At 46.5% G+C, this 18657-nt stretch carries 14 protein-coding genes and 2 tRNA genes; 12 read left to right on the forward strand and 4 right to left on the reverse strand.

The genetic code is table 11. From position 1 onward, the window contains the following. Positions 1–157 precede the first annotated feature (157 nt). From ACFBZI_RS04355 to ACFBZI_RS04385, 7 genes are all read left to right on the forward strand, one after another. Positions 158–1156 carry a homoserine kinase gene (locus ACFBZI_RS04355; protein WP_375715208.1) on the forward strand — a complete coding sequence of 333 codons (999 nt, stop codon included), beginning with the start codon at positions 158–160 and terminating at the stop codon, positions 1154–1156. Beyond that, positions 1156–2094 carry an Abi family protein gene (locus ACFBZI_RS04360; RefSeq protein ID WP_375715209.1) on the forward strand — a complete coding sequence of 313 codons (939 nt, stop codon included), beginning with the start codon at positions 1156–1158 and terminating at the stop codon, positions 2092–2094. Before ACFBZI_RS04355 ends, ACFBZI_RS04360 begins: the two co-directional genes overlap by 1 nt. A gap of 113 nt (positions 2095–2207) precedes the next feature. Next, a complete protein-coding gene (locus ACFBZI_RS04365; RefSeq protein WP_375715210.1) occupies positions 2208–3092 on the forward strand; it encodes a class II glutamine amidotransferase in 885 nt (294 codons plus the stop codon). Positions 3093–3367: 275 nt separating this feature from the next. Then, on the forward strand, positions 3368–4459 hold the full coding sequence (locus ACFBZI_RS04370; protein WP_375715211.1) for a cytochrome-c peroxidase: 1092 nt from the start codon (positions 3368–3370) through the stop codon (positions 4457–4459). Between the two features lie 218 nt (positions 4460–4677). Next, entirely contained in the window at positions 4678–7194 is a 2517-nt protein-coding gene (locus tag ACFBZI_RS04375; protein WP_375715212.1) for a TonB-dependent receptor plug domain-containing protein, read from the forward strand. A 98-nt stretch (positions 7195–7292) separates the two neighbouring features. Further along, positions 7293–8204 carry a DUF3025 domain-containing protein gene (locus tag ACFBZI_RS04380; protein ID WP_375715213.1) on the forward strand — a complete coding sequence of 304 codons (912 nt, stop codon included), beginning with the start codon at positions 7293–7295 and terminating at the stop codon, positions 8202–8204. Then, positions 8186–8626: a CopD family protein gene (locus tag ACFBZI_RS04385; RefSeq protein ID WP_375715214.1), complete on the forward strand. Its 441-nt coding sequence runs from the start codon at positions 8186–8188 to the stop codon at positions 8624–8626. The genes ACFBZI_RS04380 and ACFBZI_RS04385 overlap by 19 nt, the downstream gene beginning before the upstream one ends. A gap of 35 nt (positions 8627–8661) precedes the next feature. Here the strand turns inward: ACFBZI_RS04385 and ACFBZI_RS04390 are convergent, their stop codons facing one another. The 4 genes from ACFBZI_RS04390 to gltX all read right to left on the reverse strand — a co-directional run bounded on the left by ACFBZI_RS04390 (position 8662) and on the right by gltX (position 11454). After that, positions 8662–9345, reverse strand: a complete 684-nt coding sequence (locus ACFBZI_RS04390) for a metal-dependent hydrolase (protein ID WP_375715215.1) — start codon at positions 9343–9345, stop codon at positions 8662–8664. A 160-nt stretch (positions 9346–9505) separates the two neighbouring features. Then, positions 9506–9581, reverse strand: a tRNA-Glu gene (locus ACFBZI_RS04395). Positions 9582–9655: 74 nt separating this feature from the next. Further along, a tRNA-Ala gene (locus ACFBZI_RS04400) sits at positions 9656–9731 on the reverse strand. Positions 9732–9954: 223 nt separating this feature from the next. Then, complete coding sequence (gene gltX / locus ACFBZI_RS04405; RefSeq protein WP_375715216.1) at positions 9955–11454, reverse strand: glutamate--tRNA ligase; 1500 nt, start codon at positions 11452–11454, stop codon at positions 9955–9957. 507 nt (positions 11455–11961) lie between these two features. Between gltX and rsmH the strand changes: the two genes are divergently transcribed. The 5 genes from rsmH to ACFBZI_RS04430 all read left to right on the forward strand — a co-directional run bounded on the left by rsmH (position 11962) and on the right by ACFBZI_RS04430 (position 18635). After that, positions 11962–12960 (forward strand): 16S rRNA (cytosine(1402)-N(4))-methyltransferase RsmH, encoded by a 999-nt coding sequence (gene rsmH, locus ACFBZI_RS04410; RefSeq protein WP_375715217.1) that lies wholly within the window; start codon positions 11962–11964, stop codon positions 12958–12960. Positions 12961–13068: 108 nt separating this feature from the next. Then, complete coding sequence (gene ftsL / locus ACFBZI_RS04415; RefSeq protein WP_375715218.1) at positions 13069–13440, forward strand: cell division protein FtsL; 372 nt, start codon at positions 13069–13071, stop codon at positions 13438–13440. 5 nt (positions 13441–13445) lie between these two features. Beyond that, a complete protein-coding gene (locus tag ACFBZI_RS04420; RefSeq protein ID WP_375715219.1) occupies positions 13446–15413 on the forward strand; it encodes a peptidoglycan D,D-transpeptidase FtsI family protein in 1968 nt (655 codons plus the stop codon). Positions 15414–15496: 83 nt separating this feature from the next. Then, entirely contained in the window at positions 15497–17062 is a 1566-nt protein-coding gene (locus ACFBZI_RS04425; protein ID WP_375716310.1) for a UDP-N-acetylmuramoyl-L-alanyl-D-glutamate--2,6-diaminopimelate ligase, read from the forward strand. Positions 17063–17156: 94 nt separating this feature from the next. Then, on the forward strand, positions 17157–18635 hold the full coding sequence (locus tag ACFBZI_RS04430; protein ID WP_375715220.1) for a UDP-N-acetylmuramoyl-tripeptide--D-alanyl-D-alanine ligase: 1479 nt from the start codon (positions 17157–17159) through the stop codon (positions 18633–18635). Positions 18636–18657: the final 22 nt, after the last annotated feature.

Genomic DNA, 18657 nt, shown 5'->3' on the forward strand with positions numbered 1-18657 from the left:
ATTTATTGATAAATTTACATGAAAAAATCAGCACCGATACCGCAGGGCTTTTGTTCATTTTAAATAAAATAACGATTAAATACAAAATATTTGGAAATTTTAACAAAAAATCATTAAAATAGCAGTCAGTTTAATCACTGAATTTGGAAAAATCCCCATGTCTGTCTATACTCACCTTTCTGATGATGAATTTTTTGCGTTTTGTGGCTTGTTTGGTGTGAAATTTGTGCGCGCCATTCCCATTGTCCAAGGGATTAAAAATTCCAATTGGTTTATTCAGACCGATGGCGACAAGGGCGATGATTTTAGCTATGTGTTCACCTTGTACGAAGAGCGTGTGCCAGAAGACATCATCAAAATGGCAACCATCATGCACACCTTAAAGGACAAGCTGCCCATCGCTGCACCGCTTGTCAAGATGACCGCCAAAGGCGAGCATATCGGTGCTGATTGTGTGATGCGTTATGAAAATAAGGCGATTTTGGTTGTGCCAAAATTGGCAGGCTCACACCCAAGTGTAACCGATGAGAAGATGTGTACCGAGATGGGGCGAGCGTTGGCGACTTTGCATAAGACTTTGCAGACGCTAGAGCCTGCCGAAGCGTATGGCGTGCCGCTGTATGACTGGGCTAGAGTCAAAGAGCGTGAAACGGCGTTTATGCCGATGGACGAATCACGCTTAATGAATGACATCTGGCAGGCGTATGCCAACTTGCCCCAAGATTTGCCAAAAGGCTTGTGTCATTTGGATATGTTTACTGATAATACTTTGTGGGATTTTTCAGGCGATGCGGTCAAATTGACTGGCTTGCTTGATTTTACCGAAGTGTCGGTTGAGCATTATTTGATGGACATTGCCATTACGATTAATGATTTTTGTACCACTTGGGGCAATGCCACAGACGGCGAGAGCGTCAATTTTGACAATCAAAAAATGCAGGCCTTTATCGCAGGCTATGAGAGCGTCCGAGCATTGACGGCAGACGAAAAGGCGGCACTGCCAATCATGCTGGCGTACAGTGCGACCATTTTTTGGCTGCTGCGGCTCAATGTCATTCACTACAACCGTGAGCAAGGACGCACAGGCGATGATATTATGGTCAAAAACCCCGATTTGATGAAACGCTTGGCAAGCTATCATTGGGGGCGTGTGTAATGCCATCAAAACCCAAGGCATGGATTGACACACCAGACCAACTTGATTTGCTCAAAAAACGCGGGCTTGTCATTGATGACGATGGGCGAGCCTTACATTATTTGCAAAGTTTAGGGTATTATCGTTTAAGCGGCTATATTTACCCTTTTCGCCAAGTGCAAAATGGTCAGAAAGTCAGCAAGTTAATTGACGACACCAATTTTAACACCATTTTACAGCTGTACTTGTTTGACAAGGGTTTACGGATTTTGGCATTTGATGCCTTAGAACGCATAGAGATGGCAATTCGCACCGACATCGCTCATACATTGGGCAAACACCACCCCAATGCTCACGAAATGCCCGAGCATTTGGATAAAAAATTCACCACAAAAGCTCCCAACCAAACCAAATCCAAACACGACATTTGGCGAGAAAAATACCAAAAACTGCTTCAAAGTAACGCCAAACAAGACTTTATAAAACATCATCTCGACAACTATCAATATTTGCCCATCTGGGCGGCGCGTGAGATTTTGGATTTTGGGGCGTTATCCCATTTATACGGCGGCTTAAAATATAAAGACCGTCAAAAAATTGCCCAAAAATACCATACTACCGCTAATATGTTGGGCAAATGGCTAAAAAGCCTAAATTTTATTCGCAATATCGTGGCTCATCATGGCAGATTGTGGAATTTGAATATTGTTGAGCGTAGTGATTTTGAGAAATCTTTTGCTCACATTGGCAATCGGCTAGAAAATCATAAGGCATTTGGTTACTTTTATCTGATGGGGTACTTTTTGGATATTATTAGCCCAAATTCCACTTGGAAATGTCGTGTCATTGCCCATATTCATGACAATTTTCCCAAGGTGAGCAACAATGCCATAAGCCTTGCCGATTTTGGCTATCGTGATGACATTGGTACATTATGGCAAGCCAAACAAAACATTTAGACAAAAGAAAGCCCCAGATTACCGTTGTTCCAAAAGAACTAGGCAGGGTCTGGGGGCGTATTAGTTAGCATTATAGCAAAATTTTAATATCTTGTCCACAAAAAGAGAATTTCATGTGTCAACTTCTTGGAATGAATTGTAATGTCCCAACGGATATTGGTTTTAGTTTTGCAGGTTTTCGTCAGCGTGGTGGCTTGACTGACCATCACGAAGACGGCTTTGGCATTGCGTTTTTTGAGCCAACGGCATCAGGGGCGATCGGCTTGCGGCAGTTTCACGATGATAAGCCCAGCCACTTATCTCCAGTGGCGGATTTGGTCAATCACTATCCGATTCGTGCGATGAATGTCATTGCCCATATTCGTAAGGCAACCACAGGCGGTCACGGACTTGCCAATATCCACCCATTTGTGCGTGAAGTGTGGGGCGAGCAGTGGGCATTTGCCCATAATGGTCAGATGACCGACAGCTTTATCCGCCGCACCGAACGCCTGATAAATAACGGCAATGCCGAACATTATGCCCCTGTTGGCACGACCGACAGTGAGTTGGCATTTTGTTATCTGCTTAATCGACTAAAAGCCACTTTCAAAACTCGCCCATCAGACGAAGCCTTGTTTGCTTTTTTGACGGCACAATGTCGCTATCTGGCGGCCAATGGCTTGTTTAATTGCCTGATTTCTAATGGCAACTGGCAGCTGGCGTATGCTGGCAGTTTGTTGTTTTATTTGACTCGCAAAGCACCGTTTGGCGAAGCTCGACTGTCCGATGGTGAGATGTCGGTGAATTTTAGCGATGTGACCACCGATAAGGACAAGGTAACGATTTTGGTCACCATTCCTTTGACGGATAATGAAAAATGGCAGCAGCTGGCGGTCGATGAGTGCATCGTTTTTGCTGATGGCGATGTGGTGTTTCGAGATGCTCCCAGCAAAAAAACCTACCTAAGTATCCAAGACGGCATCGAGCTGGCTCGGCAGGTTGGGGCAAGTGTTTAGATACAAATTCTTATCATTATAATAATAGTTCTTATTTACAAATTCATGCCCACACCGTATAATCTTTATTGAATTTTATATAAAATCAATCGTGGACTGCGTCGGTTAGCCAGATTGTTGCGGTGGGCATGATGGGATATTATCGTCAGTGTAATTGTCAGCTTGATTATCAACTCAATTACCAACTTAATTATCGACATAATGATAACTGTCAGCCCAATCATCGGCTTGGTTGTCGGATTGGATATTGGCAAATTGTCATTTGGACAGCTGTGGTGGCTACGGCGATTTGGCTGGCTTTGGTGTCGCACAGTGCCGCAGCTGGACAAGCTGGCATTTGCCAAAATCACGGCGTTTATGATTATCCATGCCTACGCAAGCAATATGCCAAACCCATCAGCAACTGGCCAAAGCCAGTCGTTGATGCCGTCGCATCTTGGCAAGAGTTTTTGCCGATTTTACCTGCATCGATAACGCCTGATGACGAGCCAAAAGTCGCCCTTGGCAAAGAGCTATTTTTTGAAAAATCCCTGTCCGATGACGCTCAAGTATCCTGTGCCAGCTGCCATAATCCTGATTATGCCTTTACCGAGCCAAGAGTAGTTTCGCAAGGGGTTTTTGGGCGGCAAGGTCGCAGAAATAGCCAGTCTTTGGTGCATTTGGGCTTACAAGGTCATCATGGGCAAATGTTTTTTTGGGACGGTCGAGCCAAGACCTTGGGTGAGCAGATTTTGTTGCCCTTGACCGACCCAAATGAGATGAACATCACGCTTGACAGCATTCCTGCACGCCTAGAAAGTGCTGGCTATCGCCCAAAATTTCAGGCGGTGTTTGGTTCGCAACCACAAGCCATCGACATTGAGCAGATGGTCGATGCCTTATCGGCGTACCTAACTCATCTGCGACCGAGCCAAACACGCTTTGATAAAGTGCTGATGGGCGAGATTGACGCTTTTGGCAATCAAGAGCTGCTGGGCATGCACTTATTTCGCACCAAGGCACGCTGCATGAATTGCCATTTTGGGCAGACGCTCAGTGATGGCAAACTGCACAATCTGAACCAAACCTTAGTGGGTGGGCGTTTTGCCGATTTTGGTGCTTATGAAATCACAGGCGATGTTGCCGATTTTGGCAAATTCAAAACGCCGTCATTACGCAATTTAAGCCAATCAAAACCTTGGTTTCATCATGGGCGATTTACCAATTTAGAAGGCGTGGTCGAAATGTACAACCAAGGCATGCCAGAGCGTCTGCCAAAAAACGCACCGCCAATAGCTTGGCAAAATCACAAAGATCCCTTGATACAGCCGCTGGGTCTGACTCGCAGCGAACGAAAGGCGGTGGTTGCTTTTTTGCTGACATTATGACGACAAACCAAATTGTCTATTAATTTTTATTAATCATCTATTAAATCATTCATTAAATCACGGTGCATTGTGCTGGTTTTGCCGTATTTTCTGTAACTATTCTGTTATAAAATAACAACAAAATCATTGATTATAGAAATATTTGCGAAAAGGTATTGACAAATTTTTATAACTAAATAATAATCATTATCTCTTTTTTTTATTGTTTATGTTTCCAAATGAAAGCAAATTCTTTTACATTAACTTTATTAAGTGCGTCCATTGCTTTATCGTTATCCATGACCGCTCATGCCGACACGGCAGTAGCGGATCCAGTGCCTACTGTCGTACTGGAGACGATGTATGTTACTGGCTCTGGTGCGGACGCTGTGCAGCAAGCAAATCTGATCGGCAAAACGCAATATCAGGCATCGGATATTCAAAACACGCCAACGATTAACAAAACCATCACCGAAGTTTTGCAGCAGCATCCCAATGTGCAGTTTGACCGTGAGCAAAATACTGCAGGCACGCAGGGCGAGATTTCGGCAGGGGATTTTAGTATCAATGGCGGGCTGTATTATGATAATAAAATTTTGCTAAATAATATTGATATTGCCAATCGCATCAATCCCAACAGTGGCAGTACATACGATTTTAATGATACCAGACTGCCAGCTGGTTCGCAGACGGCGGTCATTAATACCGATTTGTTATGCCAGCTTGAAGTACTAGACAGCAATGTCGATGCCAAATATGGCGATTTTACTGGCGGTGTGGTCAAGGCAGAAATTTGCATACCCAAGACCCAAGTTGGCAAAATCCACGGCAAAATTGGCTATGACTACACCAGCAGCGACTGGGCAAGATATAATTATGCGTCGGACAAAGAGCGAGAATTTTTTGAAGAAAATAACAGTGTAAAATACCAAAAAGATTATAAAAAACAAGGGCTAAGTGCGTCTATCCACGGCAAGGCAACCGACAATCTGGGTCTGTCGTTGAGTGCATCTCGCCGAATGTCGGACATTAATTTAAAGGCGGATTTGCCTGATGCTAGAGCGTACAACCAAGAGCGTGTGGCGGACAATGTCGCCATTCATGCCGATTATCAGATTGACCAAGATAATAGCGTCAAGCTGGGTTTATTGTACACCAACAGCCATTCTTTGGCGTATCAGCCTAAGGCGACTGACAGCCGCTACACACTTGACCAGAGTAACTATGCACTGGATTTGTCGTTTAAACACTCGCTGCCGATGGCGGTTTTGCAGCATGGATTGGTTTATAAAAAGAACCAACAAGAACGCCAAGTCAGTGCCGATGAATACATCGCTTGGCGTAGCTCACCTGCCAAAAATTGGGGCAAATCGGTGGTCAATGAAGGCACAACGGGCAACCCTTTGCAGCACAATGACACTTCTTTGGATTATCGCATTACGGCGGCGTTTGATGCCTTTACCAAGGGCAAATTTAGCCATCAAATGGAAGTGGGGGCAAGCTTGGGCAAAGACTGGGTGGATTGGCGTCGTGTGCGTGATTATTATTGGTACATTTCGCCAAATGTTACGGGTGCAGGCGGCACAGATTGCCGATTGGCAGATGGTAGCATTGATAAACACTGTGATAGCACCTACGAGCGTAGCGGCAAGATGGTGGGGCAATATCACACACGCCGCAATTATTATCAAGCTGGTAATATCAATCTGGATCAGACTCGTTGGTCGGCTTTTATGGATAATACCTTTAAATTTGGCGAGCATTTGACTGCCAAATTGGGCGTGCGATATGACGACGACAGCTTGACCAAAAAGGCGACCTTAGCACCACGCTTTAACATCACTTATCGACCATTTACCAATCAATCCTTGGGCATCAATGTCGGTGCGAACCGCTATTATGGACGCAATGCCTTTAGTATGGCATTGCAAGATGGTGTCAATAAACTCAGCTGGGAGCAAAAAAGACAGAATCTGAACGACCCATGGACGACAGAAGGCAATGTAACCAATACCAATGTGGCACGCAGTGAACTAAAATCACCTTTTACCAATGAATATGTTTTTGGTGTTTTTGGCAAAGCGTATCACACCGATTGGCAATTAAAGTATGTACATCGTGATTATAAGGATCAAATCAGAAGATACCGTGTCAGCACAGCACCTTTGGTAACATCGTATGACAATCTGGGACAAAGCCAGTCGGACACTTATAGCATCAGTATTAAAAACAGTCGTCCGATTGAGTTTTTGAGTGGTAAACACTACCTATCTTTGGGCGGCAGCTATACCAAGACTTTAAGAAATTTTGACGACTTTGACGACTCAGTCACCTACGAAAAGCCGTATGTGCTGTACGAAGGCAAAGTCATTGCCAATGTCGATAGACCAGCGACGAATTTTAACCAGCCGTGGCGTGCCAGCTTGTCGCTGACCAGTCAATTTGACCGCCTAAAACTGAGCCATCAGTTCAGTTATCGTTCGGCTCAGACCGCTTTGACTGCCAACACTTTGCCAAAAAATCAGCAAATTGTTCACGAAGGCTACAATGTTGATACTGAGTACAGCAAACAACGCACAGGCGGAACATTTAACTGGGATATGAACGCTCAATACACCTTTGGCAAGACCAACCAAATCACCATCGGTGCGACCGTCAAAAATGTCCTAAATCGCAAAAGCCAATATCTAAGCAGTGGTATTTCACGCTCAGAGATTGGCCGCCAATACTTGGCAGAAATCGGCATCAAGTTTTGATGCGTTTGCGACAGCACGGACAGCACGGATAATGTGCTTAATTTAACTGGTGCAAATCGCTTGGTGGCGGTATAATAATGCTTTTGCATTGACCAATTATGCTGCCACCAACCGATTTGTATTCTTTGATTTGTCAAATTTGTCCGACAGATAGCCATCTGACACCTTATGCAGATATTCATAATGATTTTATAAAAACTTATCAATCAGGCCATTTGTCAGATTGGCTCAATCATTATTTTCATATCCATCACATCAAGCCTGTTTTGCATGGCACAAATCAGCCGCTCAGATTTGTCGCTCAAGACGATTTACCGCACGGCACGGCCTACGAGCAGCACATTCACCAGACAGGTAACATTCCCACCAGAGACAATCTGCACGATTGGTTTGGGGCGTGTGTGTGGGCAAAATTCCCCAAATCAAAGGCGGTGCTAAACGCCAAGCACATTCAGCATTATCACGATAACGACAGCGGCAACGGACGCAACCGTGTGCGCGATGCCATTACTGTTTTTGACGAAAATGGGGCGATTTTGGTGGTTAGCGATGATGACGCAGGCGATATGATTGCCAAGGCGTTGGCGGATTTTGATTGGCAGACTTGTTTGGTTGCCAATCGTCAGCACTGGCATCAGCCGATGGTGGATGCTGGGCGTGCCAATATCAATGCCGATGCCAAAGCCTGCGTGTTTATCTTTGGTCATGCACTGCTTGAGCAGATGATAAATCCTTACAAATCGCTGTGCAGTCACACGGTAACGGTGCGAGTGCCAAGCGAGTTTTTTGGGCAAAATATCGATGAGCGTCTGGCGATGGTTGATGAATTATTAAGCCAAAAATTGGATCAGTTTTTGGATAAAGCCGTTACGCCAAAATCGCTCAATCCCTTGCCAATACTGGGTGTGCCGTATTTTTGGGACAATCAAGACCCCCAATTTTATCAAGATGCTTTTGTTTTTCGTTCGGGTCGAGCCAATAAGGACAAATCATGCACAAAATCGCTTTAATTTTACATTTATTGGGAGCCAGCATTTGGGTTGGTGGGCATTTGTACCTGCTGATTCGCCTGATGCCAAACTTTGTCCGCACAGGTGATGTGGCGGGTTTTTTACAATTTGAACAACGCTACGAACCGCTGGGCATGGCGGCGTTGGCGGTGCAGGTCATCACAGGGCTGTACATGATGCACGACATTGTACCGATGGGGCAATGGGGGCAGCCGATGGGCTATTTGACGGCACTGATTCATGGCAAATTGACTTGGCTGGCTTTGACCATCATTACCGCCTTGCACGCACGCTTTCGAGTGGTATCTCGCCTTGAGCAGGGGACTTATACCAAAAACACCCTAAAAATTATGGCGGTGCATGTGGCTTTGATTTGCCTATGGAGCGTGCTGTTTGTCATCACAGGGGCGATGTTTCGCTAAAGATTGGTGTAAGTAATTTGACAAATCCGTGCAAATCAGTGCAAATTTTGCCCAACACGCACAAACGCCCGCACAAAATCACCATAAGGCGGTGCAATATAAGTCAGCACCGCAATGATGGCGTATAAGCAGCCGTATTGGACGATTTTATTGCTCTCAAACAGCTTCATCGCCGTGCCAGCGGATTTTTTGAGTCGTAGGCCATAGATATTGATGCTATAAATTTCGTCCAACACCAAATGCACCACCGCACCGATGAACAACATCAGACCAAACAGCCAGCTGACAAAGGCGGTAAGCCGCAGCCCATAAAAGATGCCACAGACCAATATCAGGGCAAGCATTGCCATATAAGGCAGCGAATGCACCATGCCACGATGCACCGTCAAGCGGCTAAACAGCTCAAACACCCCAAATCGCAGCAACAAAAATCCGCCCGCCCACAAAATGAGCGAGTCCAGCAGCAATTTATCGGCATCATGGCGGTTGGCATAGATGATGGTGGCAAGCGTTGAGACAATGAGCGAGACGGCAAAAAATCCTTGCACTGCAGGCTTGGAATGCTCAAGGTCAATGTCTGGCAGCAGACTGCCAAGCGTGCCGATAATCGCACACAGCACCGCCGTGGTCAGCCCATACAGCTCAAAATAAAACCCTGCCGCCGCCACTGCCACGCTGCTGACTGCTCCAACGCTAATGTGTGTCCGAAAATTTGCCATAAGTTTGCCGTGTGGAAATTTGAAATATCAAATGGTGATAATCATTGATAGTCATTAACAATCATTGATAACCGTTGATAAGTTTGAATACTGGAAAGCACAAACAAAAAAGCCAGTCATCTAAAAGACTGGCTATTTGTTGCTCAAATGAGCAGAATATTGGCATCCCATAGGGGATTCGAACCCCTGTTACCGCCGTGAAAGGGCGGTGTCCTAGGCCTCTAGACGAATGGGACGCAAGTAAAAAGTTTTACAACTTTTAGAATGTAAGAAAGTGCCTAGGTGCTTACATTCTTGCCAAAACAAAATTTGGTGGAGCTAAGCGGAGTCGAACCGCTGACCCCTTGCATGCCATGCAAGTGCTCTACCAACTGAGCTATAGCCCCTTTGTTAAGGTGGGCGTATTATATAAAAGGTGGTGTGGGTTGTCAAATAAATTTTTTGGTAAAAATTCAAAAAAATTGTAAGTTATTGATTTTTAGATAAATTATTTGCTAATTTATCAGTAGATTATCGCCATCAATGCACCGCAGATTGACAGGGTGCATTTATTTCTGCTATCTGTTATCCATGGTCATTGACGGCGATGGGTTTTGGCTCAAAAATCAATTATTGGCTCAAAAAATTGGGCAGCGTTTTGTTTTTTTCTTCCAATTTTTTGAGTTTTTTCTTGCCAAGTCCGCCCAGCACTTCGCAGGCGTGGCGTAGGCGTGCCAAAGTCATGTCCGCTCCGATGATGTACATGGAGTTCATCACAGGCGTGCTGGCAGTCGAACCAGCAATCGCCACAAAAAACGGCTGCATAAAGTCCTTAAGCTTAATCTCAAAATGTGCCGCCAAGCCTTTCATCACTTGATAAATGTTATCTTCTGACCACTGTGGCAAGGCTTCTAGTTGCCAAGTGGCAAGGTATAAAATCTCAAGAATTTGCTCATCGCTTAGGCTTTTGTGGGCGAAGTTTTCGGCGGTCAGCTCAGGCAGATTTTGAAAATAAAAACCTGCCCAATTGACCGCATCAGACAAAAGATTGATGCGTGGGGCGATGGCTTTGGCGATGGCGGTGAGTTTGTCGTCGTCGCTTGCCCATGCCAAGATTCTGTTTTTTAGTTCGCTTGCGTCCATCGCACGCAGATATTCGCCGTTTAACCAGTAGAGCTTGTCGATGTCAAACACAGGACCGCCCAAAGACACACGCTGAATGTCAAAACTTGCAATCATCTCATCAAGCGTGAATTTTTCTTGTTCATTTGGCAGGCTATAACCCATGCGACCCAGATAATTCATCAAGGCTTCTGGCAGCACGCCAGCATCACGATAATAGGTGATGGAAGTGGGGTTTTTTCGCTTAGAAAGTTTGGATTTGTCAGGGTTTCTAAGCAGTGGCATGTGGCACAGCACAGGCATTTCCCAGCCAAAATATTGGTACAATAGCTGATGCTTGGGAGCTGATGGCAGCCACTCTTCACCACGCAGCACATGGGTGATTTGCATCAGATGGTCATCGACCACATTTGCCAAATGATAAGTTGGCAGACCGTCTGTTTTTAGCAAAACTTGCATATCCACCTGTTCCCAAGGAATCGTCACTTCGCCACGCAGCATGTCGTGAATGGTGCAGACGCCTTCGCTCGGCACACGCATGCGGATAACATATGGCTTACCTTGGGCGACCAGTGCGTCCGACTCTTCTCGGCTTAGGTTGGCATATCTACCATCGTATTTGACAGGCAAGCCTGCTGCCATTTGGGCTTCACGCATGGCGTCCAGCTCTTGGGGCGTGCAAAAACAGCGAAACGCATGGCCAGCGTCCAACAGTTGCTCGGCGTATTTTTTATAAATGTCGCTGCGTTCAGATTGGCGATATGGGGCGTGTGGGCCGCCGACATCTGGGCCTTCTGACCAGCTAAGACCAATCCATTTTAGAGCGTCTAAAATCATCTGCTCAGACTGTGCCGTCGAACGCAGCTGGTCGGTGTCTTCGATGCGTAGGATAAATTCACCGCCCATCGATTTGGCAAAAGCCATATTAAATAAGGCGATATAAGCCGTACCGACATGGGGAAATCCCGTTGGGCTGGGGGCGATGCGAGTGCGAACTGGTCGTGTCATGCGTTTTTCTCTGGTAATTTTGGATAAATGGAAAATAAAACGAAAAATAATATCAAATCAATGCGGTATCATACCAAATTGGCGGCGTTTTTGGTAGATTTTTGGTGAATGTGCCAAACGCACAAGGCATTTATGGCAAATCAAAAGTGTTTATCGCAAAAAACGCCAAGAAAACACAAAAAAATTTGCCCCAAGATGAGCGGCAATTGTTTAAAACGGGCAACAAATGAACACAAAAAAATCCCACAATTTCCCCACAAATCCATGATTTACTGATAAAATAGTAAGGTTATCTTTACATCATTTGATATTTTAAATTTTGCTAAATTATTTTTGGTAAAATTTACTAAAAATAAAGATAAACACACAAAGCAAATATCATGGCATCATCGATGAGCTGTCCGCATGAGTAATCCAGCGAAGTTTGTTGATTTTGTGCATGATTTGTTGAATGATTTGTTCAATGATTTGTGAAATTTTTATATAAATTGATTATCGTGAGTTATCATGCCAAGCAGTCAGCCCAGTCCATTTCGCCATACCACGGTTTTGCTAGAACAAACGGTTGCCATGCTGCTGGGTGTCAAAAACTTGGACGACATCGCCAAAGCGTCGGTGTCAGGTGTCTATGTGGACGCCACTTTTGGGCGGGGCGGGCATAGCCGTTTGTTGCTTGAGTATCTGGACAGTGCTGCCACTTTGGTGGTGTTTGACAAAGACCCTGAAGCCATCGCCCATGCTCATGCTTTGGCAAATGATGACGCTCGCATCAAGGTGGTGCATGACAGCTTTGCTAATCTTAGCCAAAACCTGCAGATGCTTGGCATTGACAAGGTCGATGGGCTGATGGCAGACCTTGGCGTGTCGTCGCCGCAGCTGGACGATGGCACTCGTGGCTTTAGCTTTATGCGTGATGGGGCGGTGGATATGCGAATGGACACCACACGGGGCGAGCCTGTGTCGGCTTGGCTTGAGCGTGTCTCGGCAGAGACGCTGGCTGATGTGCTGTATGAGTACGGCGAAGAGCGACATTCTCGCAAAATTGCTCGTGCGATTAAGCAAATGCCAAGCTACCATTCTACACTTGAGCTTGCCGAAGTGATCAAGCAAGCACACCCAAATTGGCAAAAAGGCAAGCACCCAGCGACCCAGAGTTTTCAGGCGATGCGGATTTTTATCAATAATGAGCTTGGCGATATTGATGAGTTTTTGCGGCAAAGCATTCAGGTGCTAAAGGCAGGCGGTCAGCTGGCGTTGATCAGTTTTCATTCGCTAGAAGATCGCCGCATTAAGCAGTTTTTGCAGCGGCACAGTCGTGGGCAATACGAAGAAGATGCCCATTTGCCCATCGCCCCCAAGCGACCCAAATATTTTGGCAAGCCAAGCCGCATCGCCCCAAGCGATCACGAAATCAAACAAAACCCACGAGCCAGAAGTGCGTGGCTGCGTGGTGCTAAACGCAGTGATGTGGCGTATGACGGCGATGTTCAATTGACCCAAAATTGATACCAAACAACCAAAAGTCAAAGCAGTTTTGGCAATTTTATGAATATTAATTCATAGATTATTGAGATATTATTAATATTTTTGAGATATTTTAAAGATTTTATTTGCATGATGGACGAAAAAAAATTCATGAACAACGATCATCTGACAGCACAGCAACCACATTCAGGCACGATAGGCGTGTTACGCTTGGTGCTGGCGGCGTTGATTGTGATGATTTTTGTGGTGGCGTTGGCGATTGTCCAGCAGACCCAAGAGCGGCACGAAACTTATATTCAGCTACAAAAACTCAGCCATGAATTAAATGTCCTAAAAACCGAAGAACAGCGATTGATGATTGAGCAACAAACTTTCAGTGCCACGCCGCAAGTCGCCCAGCGTGCGGTTACTGAACTGGGTATGTTTTTCCCAACCAACGACAGTCGCCGTGTCATCATGCCTAATGTCAAGCCAAGTGATGTAAGCAAGCCGAGTGAGTAAGCGACATGAGTAAAGCAACCAAAAAACCCAACACCAGCTCGGCAAAAGTAACCGCACCCATCAAAAAGCACAAAAAAACCAACAAGCGTGGACTGCTGTCACTGGGCAAAAAACCAACAGGTGCCAGCTTGATGGGCGGCAAGCAGGACGCTGGACGGTTTTTTTTGGTGATAGCGATTATGTTGGCGGTCTTTGCTGCCATTTTTGCACGAGCCATTTACTTACAAATTCTTAATTCAAAATTTTATATTGATAAAGGCGATGAGCTGATCACTTCGGTGCGTACCGAGCCTGCGTATCGTGGCATGATTACCGACAGAGTGGGCGCACCTTTGGCGGCAAATGCACCGCTTTATACGGTGTTTTTTGACCCTTATGCCTATGCCGAAGAATATTACCGCTTGCAATACAATCTTAACACCACCGAAAACGAGAACACCAAACAAAAAATTATCCAAAAAATGGACGACTTGGATTTGGCAAAATTGGCAGCGGTGGCAAATTTCCCACTCGAAAAACTGCAAGCAGCCACCAAGATTGACAAAACTTTAGATGTATCCAATGAACAAAAAGTCAAGGCAGCACTGCCCAAAGGTGCTGGCTCAAGACGCTTGGTGCTGCTTAACCGTGTGTCGCCAGAAGTGGCAAATTCGGTGATGGATTTGGGATTTTTTGCCATTGGCCGTGAGCAGTATTTTCAGCGGTATTATCTGCAAGCTGAGCCTAATGCTCAGATTTTGGGCTATATGTCGCAGTCTGATGACAAAAACAGCACCGCTTATATTGGACGCTCTGGCATCGAAGCTAAGTACAATGAGCATTTGGCGGGCAAAGATGGCAAAGTGATGATTTTGCGTGGTACAGGCAGACAGCCAATCCAAGAAATCAAGCAAGTTGAGCCGCTTGTCGAAGGTCAAGACATTCACCTAACCATCGATTCTCGCTTGCAATATGTGCTGTATAAGGAGCTTGAGCAAGTCGGCCGCCTACAATCAGCACGCTCAAGCTCAGGCATGGTGGTCGATGTCAAAACTGGCGAAGTGCTGGCGATGGGTTCGTGGCCGTCATTTAACTCAAACAATCTGTCCGAGCGTGACGGTGCTAACGAGCGTAACCGCCCCGTGCTTGATGTGTTTGAGCCGGGTTCGGTGATGAAGCCGTTTACCGTGGCGGCGGCACTGGAGTCTGGCAAATACAGCACCAATTCGGTGATTAACACCACACCGGGCAGCATCGTGGTGGGTGGCTATACCATTCGTGATGGCGGCAATTACGGCGTGATTACGCTGGACAAACTTATCCAAAAATCCAGTAATGTGGCATCAACCAAAATCGCCCTAAGCCTGCCTAGCGACGCCATCGCCAATATCCAAAAAAAGTTTGGCTTTGGCAGTAAAACGGCGTTGGATTTCCCTGCTGAAGCCAGTGGCAAAGTCAGCATTCCCAAGCAAAAAGAGCTGTCTCGCCGAGCCACTTTAAGCTATGGCTACGGTCAGCAGGTAACTTTGGCACAGCTGGTTCAGGCTTATGCGACACTGGGCAATCGTGGCGTCATGCAGCCATTAAAACTGGTCAAAGAGCAAGCCGAGCCGCAGCCGATTGAAGTCATCAAACCAGACAACGCCCAAGCGGTGGTACGCATGATGGAGCTGGTAACAGGCCCCGGGGGTACAGGTCAAGCTGCCGCCATCAATGGCTATCGTGTCGCTGGCAAAACTGGTACCAGCCGCCGCACCAATCCCCAAGGCGGCTATTATACCAATCAGCACCGTGCGATTTTTGTGGGTTTGGCACCAGCGTCAAATCCACGGTTTGCGGTGGCGATTTTGGTTGAAGATCCACGCCGTCAATCCTATGCAGGTCAGGTTTCTGCCCCTGTATTTCAAAGGGTGATGAAAGAAGCACTACGCCTGTACAATGTGCCGTATGATAAGCCGCTGCGTGAAGCTGCCCCTGATGCCGCCAAGCATTAATTAAACATAAAATTAAGCATAAGCAAGCACGAATAATTTGCCGAATAAATCAGCAGTAAATTAAAAATATAAGGAAAAAGATGATGCAGCCCATTTGTTTTGAACAGCTAATCGATGCCGCCGTAAGCACCGAGCAGACCATTGCCCATCAGATGGGAGCTGACACCCTAAAAGCGATGTTCGCCCCCATTTTGGCGTGTGAATTTGGGCAGTTTTGTCTTGATAGCCGTAAAATTACCGCCAATGACGGCTTTGTGTTACTGACCAGCACCAGCACAGATGCCGACACCGCCATCATCAATGCCAACCGCTACATTCAGGCAGTCAAAGACACCGCCAGCTTTATCATCAGTCAGTTGCCACTGGACAGGCTGGATTTGACCGATGTCAATATTGCTGTCGTCAGCGTGCCAAATATCCGCTCGGTGCTGGGCGATTTGATCGCTGCACGCTTTCAGTTGCATCAAGCCGTGCCACTGCCTAAAGTGATTGCGGTGACAGGCACCAACGGCAAAACCACCGTCAGTCAGCTGATTGCTCAGCTGTGCCAAGCATCTGGCATCGAGTCGGCGGTGATGGGAACAGCAGGCAATGGCCGTTTGGGCAATCTGGTGCAGGCGGCAAATACCACAGGCGATGTGCTGTCGGTGCAGCAGTTTATTTATCAAATGGCATCACAAGGCGTGCAAGTGATTGCATTAGAAGCCAGCTCGCACGGACTGGATCAGTATCGCTTGCAGGGCGTACCGATTGCGGTGGCGATTTATACCAATTTGTCGCACGATCATTTGGATTATCATGCCGATATGGACGATTATAAAGCCGCCAAAGCCAGATTGTTCGACTTGGCACTGTTTCCTACGCTAAAATTTGGTGTGGTGAATTTGGACGCTGAATATGCGTTGTTTGACTATGCTAAGCCGCAGGGTTATCCGCTTTATACTTATAGCCAACACGATGCCGCTGCCAGTTATTTTGCCAAATCCATCAGCCCAAGCCTAAGCGGTGTCGATATTGAGATGATGACACCGACAGGGCAGATGAGCGTCCGCAGTCCGCTGCTTGGCTTGTTTAATGTGGATAATCTGCTTGCCAGTATGGCAGCTTTTGGGGCGTTATTTGCCGATAGCACCAGCCGTTTGCCACAATTGGTAACTACGCTACAAGGAGCAAGGGGGCGTATGCAGCGAGCCGCCAGTCAGTCAGGCTGCTTTATTGTGGATTATGCTCACACACCTGATGCTTTGGTACAGGTATTATCCAGTCTAAGACGGCACTGCGATGGCAGGCTGATAGCGGTGTTTGGCTGCGGTGGCGACCGTGATCGCACCAAGCGGCCACTGATGACCAAAGCAGGATTGGATTATGCCGATTTGGTAATTTTGACAGCGGACAATCCCCGCTCAGAAAATCCTGCCGATATTTTAAGAGATATGCAACAAGGGCTAACTTGTGAAGATCATTACAAAATTACCATCGAAGCTGACCGCAAAAAAGCGATAGAATTGGCGGTAAAAACCGCCACAGCGTCCGACATTGTCGTCATCGCTGGCAAAGGACACGAAACTTACCAAGAAATCAACGGCATTCGTTATGATTTTGACGATTTGGCGGTGCTTGATGAGTTTTTGGCAAAATATCGCAAATAATTAACGAACAAATAATTAACGATGGATTGACATTTAAATCACACGACATTTAAATGCTTAAAATCTAAAAATCATGCAAAAACAAGGCATTATCATGAGCAATCACACCCCATATTTATGGCACAAGGACAATCTACAACAAGCCACAGACGGCGATTGGCATCACGCTAAGACGGCGGACATTACCGCTGTTCGCATCGTTACCGACACTCGCCAAGTGTCTGCTGGCGATGTGTTTTTGGCGATTCGTGGTGAGCGGTTTGATGCACATGAATTTATCGAAACTGCCAAACAAAACGGTGCATCGGCGGTGATTGTGGAACGATTGGTTGAGTGCGACATTCCGCAGCTGCTCGTGGCGGATACTAAGCTGGCATTGGGGCATTTGGGCAAATTTCGCCGTGATGCACACCCTGATTTGACGGTGGTGGCACTGACAGGCTCAAGCGGCAAGACCACGACCAAAGAGATGATTGGGGCGGTTTTATCGCAAGTAGCACCGACTTTGGTCACTCGTGGCAATCTCAACAACGACCTTGGCGTGCCGATGATGCTGCTTGAGCTTAGCGATGAGCATCGTTTTGCGGTGATGGAGCTGGGGGCGAACCACTTGGGTGAGATTGCTTATACTGCCAATCTGGTGCGTCCTGATGTGGCGGTGGTGCTAAATATCGGCACGGCACATTTGGGTGAATTTGGCGGCCGTGAAAATATCGCCAAAGCCAAAGCCGAGATTTATTCGGCATTGGGTAGTGCAGGCGTGGCGGTGTTGCCATTTGCCGATGAATTTTATGACGAGCTGGCGGCAGCGGCAGCACAGTTTACTAAGCTTAGTTTATCGTTTGGCGAAAAAGCGGTGAGCATTGACAAGGCTGGGCTTGAGCCTGATGATTATCAAATGCTCAAAGGTGAAGGCATCACTTCGGTGCTGATGATGGGCGATTTGTTCGCTGATGATGTGGAAAGTTTTGCCACGCACAGCACCTTTAGCTTAAACGCCAATATTGATGTTGATGACATCGAAAGTCTGCCTGTGCATTTGCCGTTTATCGGTGAGCATAATGTGGCAAATGCTTTGGCGGCAGCGGCAGCGACTTTTGCACTGGGATTGGATTTGCCAACCATTGTCCAAGGACTACAAAACGCCACACCGCCAAAAGGCCGCTTGACTCGCTTGACTTTGGGTGAGCATATTTTGATTGACGATACTTATAATGCCAATCCCACTTCGATGCTCGCCGCTGCCAAGGTGCTAGAAACCGAATCACGCACCAAAGTGCTGGTGTTGGGCGATATTTTTGAGCTGGGCGAAGCGTCAGACGATGAGCATCACAAGCTGGGCGAAGCCTTGGCACAGCTAGACATTGACAAGGTATTGACGCTTGGCACGCACATGGCACACACCGCCGCCGCCATTAACGCTGTCAAGCCGATTGCCACGCATTATGCCGATAAGCCTAGCCTGTTGGCGGATTTAACAGCTTTACTTGACACACAAGCGGCGGCAGTTTTATTCAAAGGCTCTCGTGGCATGGCAATGGAAAGCCTGATTGGTGATTTGATGGCAGATTGATGAAAAACCACCAAAACGATTA

Origin of the sequence: Moraxella marmotae (genome assembly GCF_042219885.1) — a bacterium.
In the GTDB taxonomy this organism is placed as follows: Bacteria; Pseudomonadota; Gammaproteobacteria; order Pseudomonadales; family Moraxellaceae; genus Moraxella; species Moraxella marmotae.

Excerpts from the sequence above, each read along its gene's own strand:
- ACFBZI_RS04355 (WP_375715208.1), top strand. The coding sequence starts at position 158 with ATGTCTGTCTATACTCACCTTTCTGATGATGAATTTTTTGCGTTTTGT.
- ACFBZI_RS04360 (WP_375715209.1), top strand. The coding sequence starts at position 1,156 with ATGCCATCAAAACCCAAGGCATGGATTGACACACCAGACCAACTTGAT.
- ACFBZI_RS04365 (WP_375715210.1), top strand. The coding sequence starts at position 2,208 with ATGTGTCAACTTCTTGGAATGAATTGTAATGTCCCAACGGATATTGGT.
- ACFBZI_RS04375 (WP_375715212.1), top strand. The coding sequence starts at position 4,678 with ATGAAAGCAAATTCTTTTACATTAACTTTATTAAGTGCGTCCATTGCT.
- ACFBZI_RS04380 (WP_375715213.1), top strand. The coding sequence starts at position 7,293 with ATGCTGCCACCAACCGATTTGTATTCTTTGATTTGTCAAATTTGTCCG.
- ACFBZI_RS04385 (WP_375715214.1), top strand. The coding sequence starts at position 8,186 with ATGCACAAAATCGCTTTAATTTTACATTTATTGGGAGCCAGCATTTGG.
- ACFBZI_RS04390 (WP_375715215.1), bottom strand. The coding sequence starts at position 9,345 with ATGGCAAATTTTCGGACACACATTAGCGTTGGAGCAGTCAGCAGCGTG.
- gltX (WP_375715216.1), bottom strand. The coding sequence starts at position 11,454 with ATGACACGACCAGTTCGCACTCGCATCGCCCCCAGCCCAACGGGATTT.
- rsmH (WP_375715217.1), top strand. The coding sequence starts at position 11,962 with ATGCCAAGCAGTCAGCCCAGTCCATTTCGCCATACCACGGTTTTGCTA.
- ftsL (WP_375715218.1), top strand. The coding sequence starts at position 13,069 with ATGATGGACGAAAAAAAATTCATGAACAACGATCATCTGACAGCACAG.
- ACFBZI_RS04420 (WP_375715219.1), top strand. The coding sequence starts at position 13,446 with ATGAGTAAAGCAACCAAAAAACCCAACACCAGCTCGGCAAAAGTAACC.
- ACFBZI_RS04425 (WP_375716310.1), top strand. The coding sequence starts at position 15,497 with ATGCAGCCCATTTGTTTTGAACAGCTAATCGATGCCGCCGTAAGCACC.
- ACFBZI_RS04430 (WP_375715220.1), top strand. The coding sequence starts at position 17,157 with ATGAGCAATCACACCCCATATTTATGGCACAAGGACAATCTACAACAA.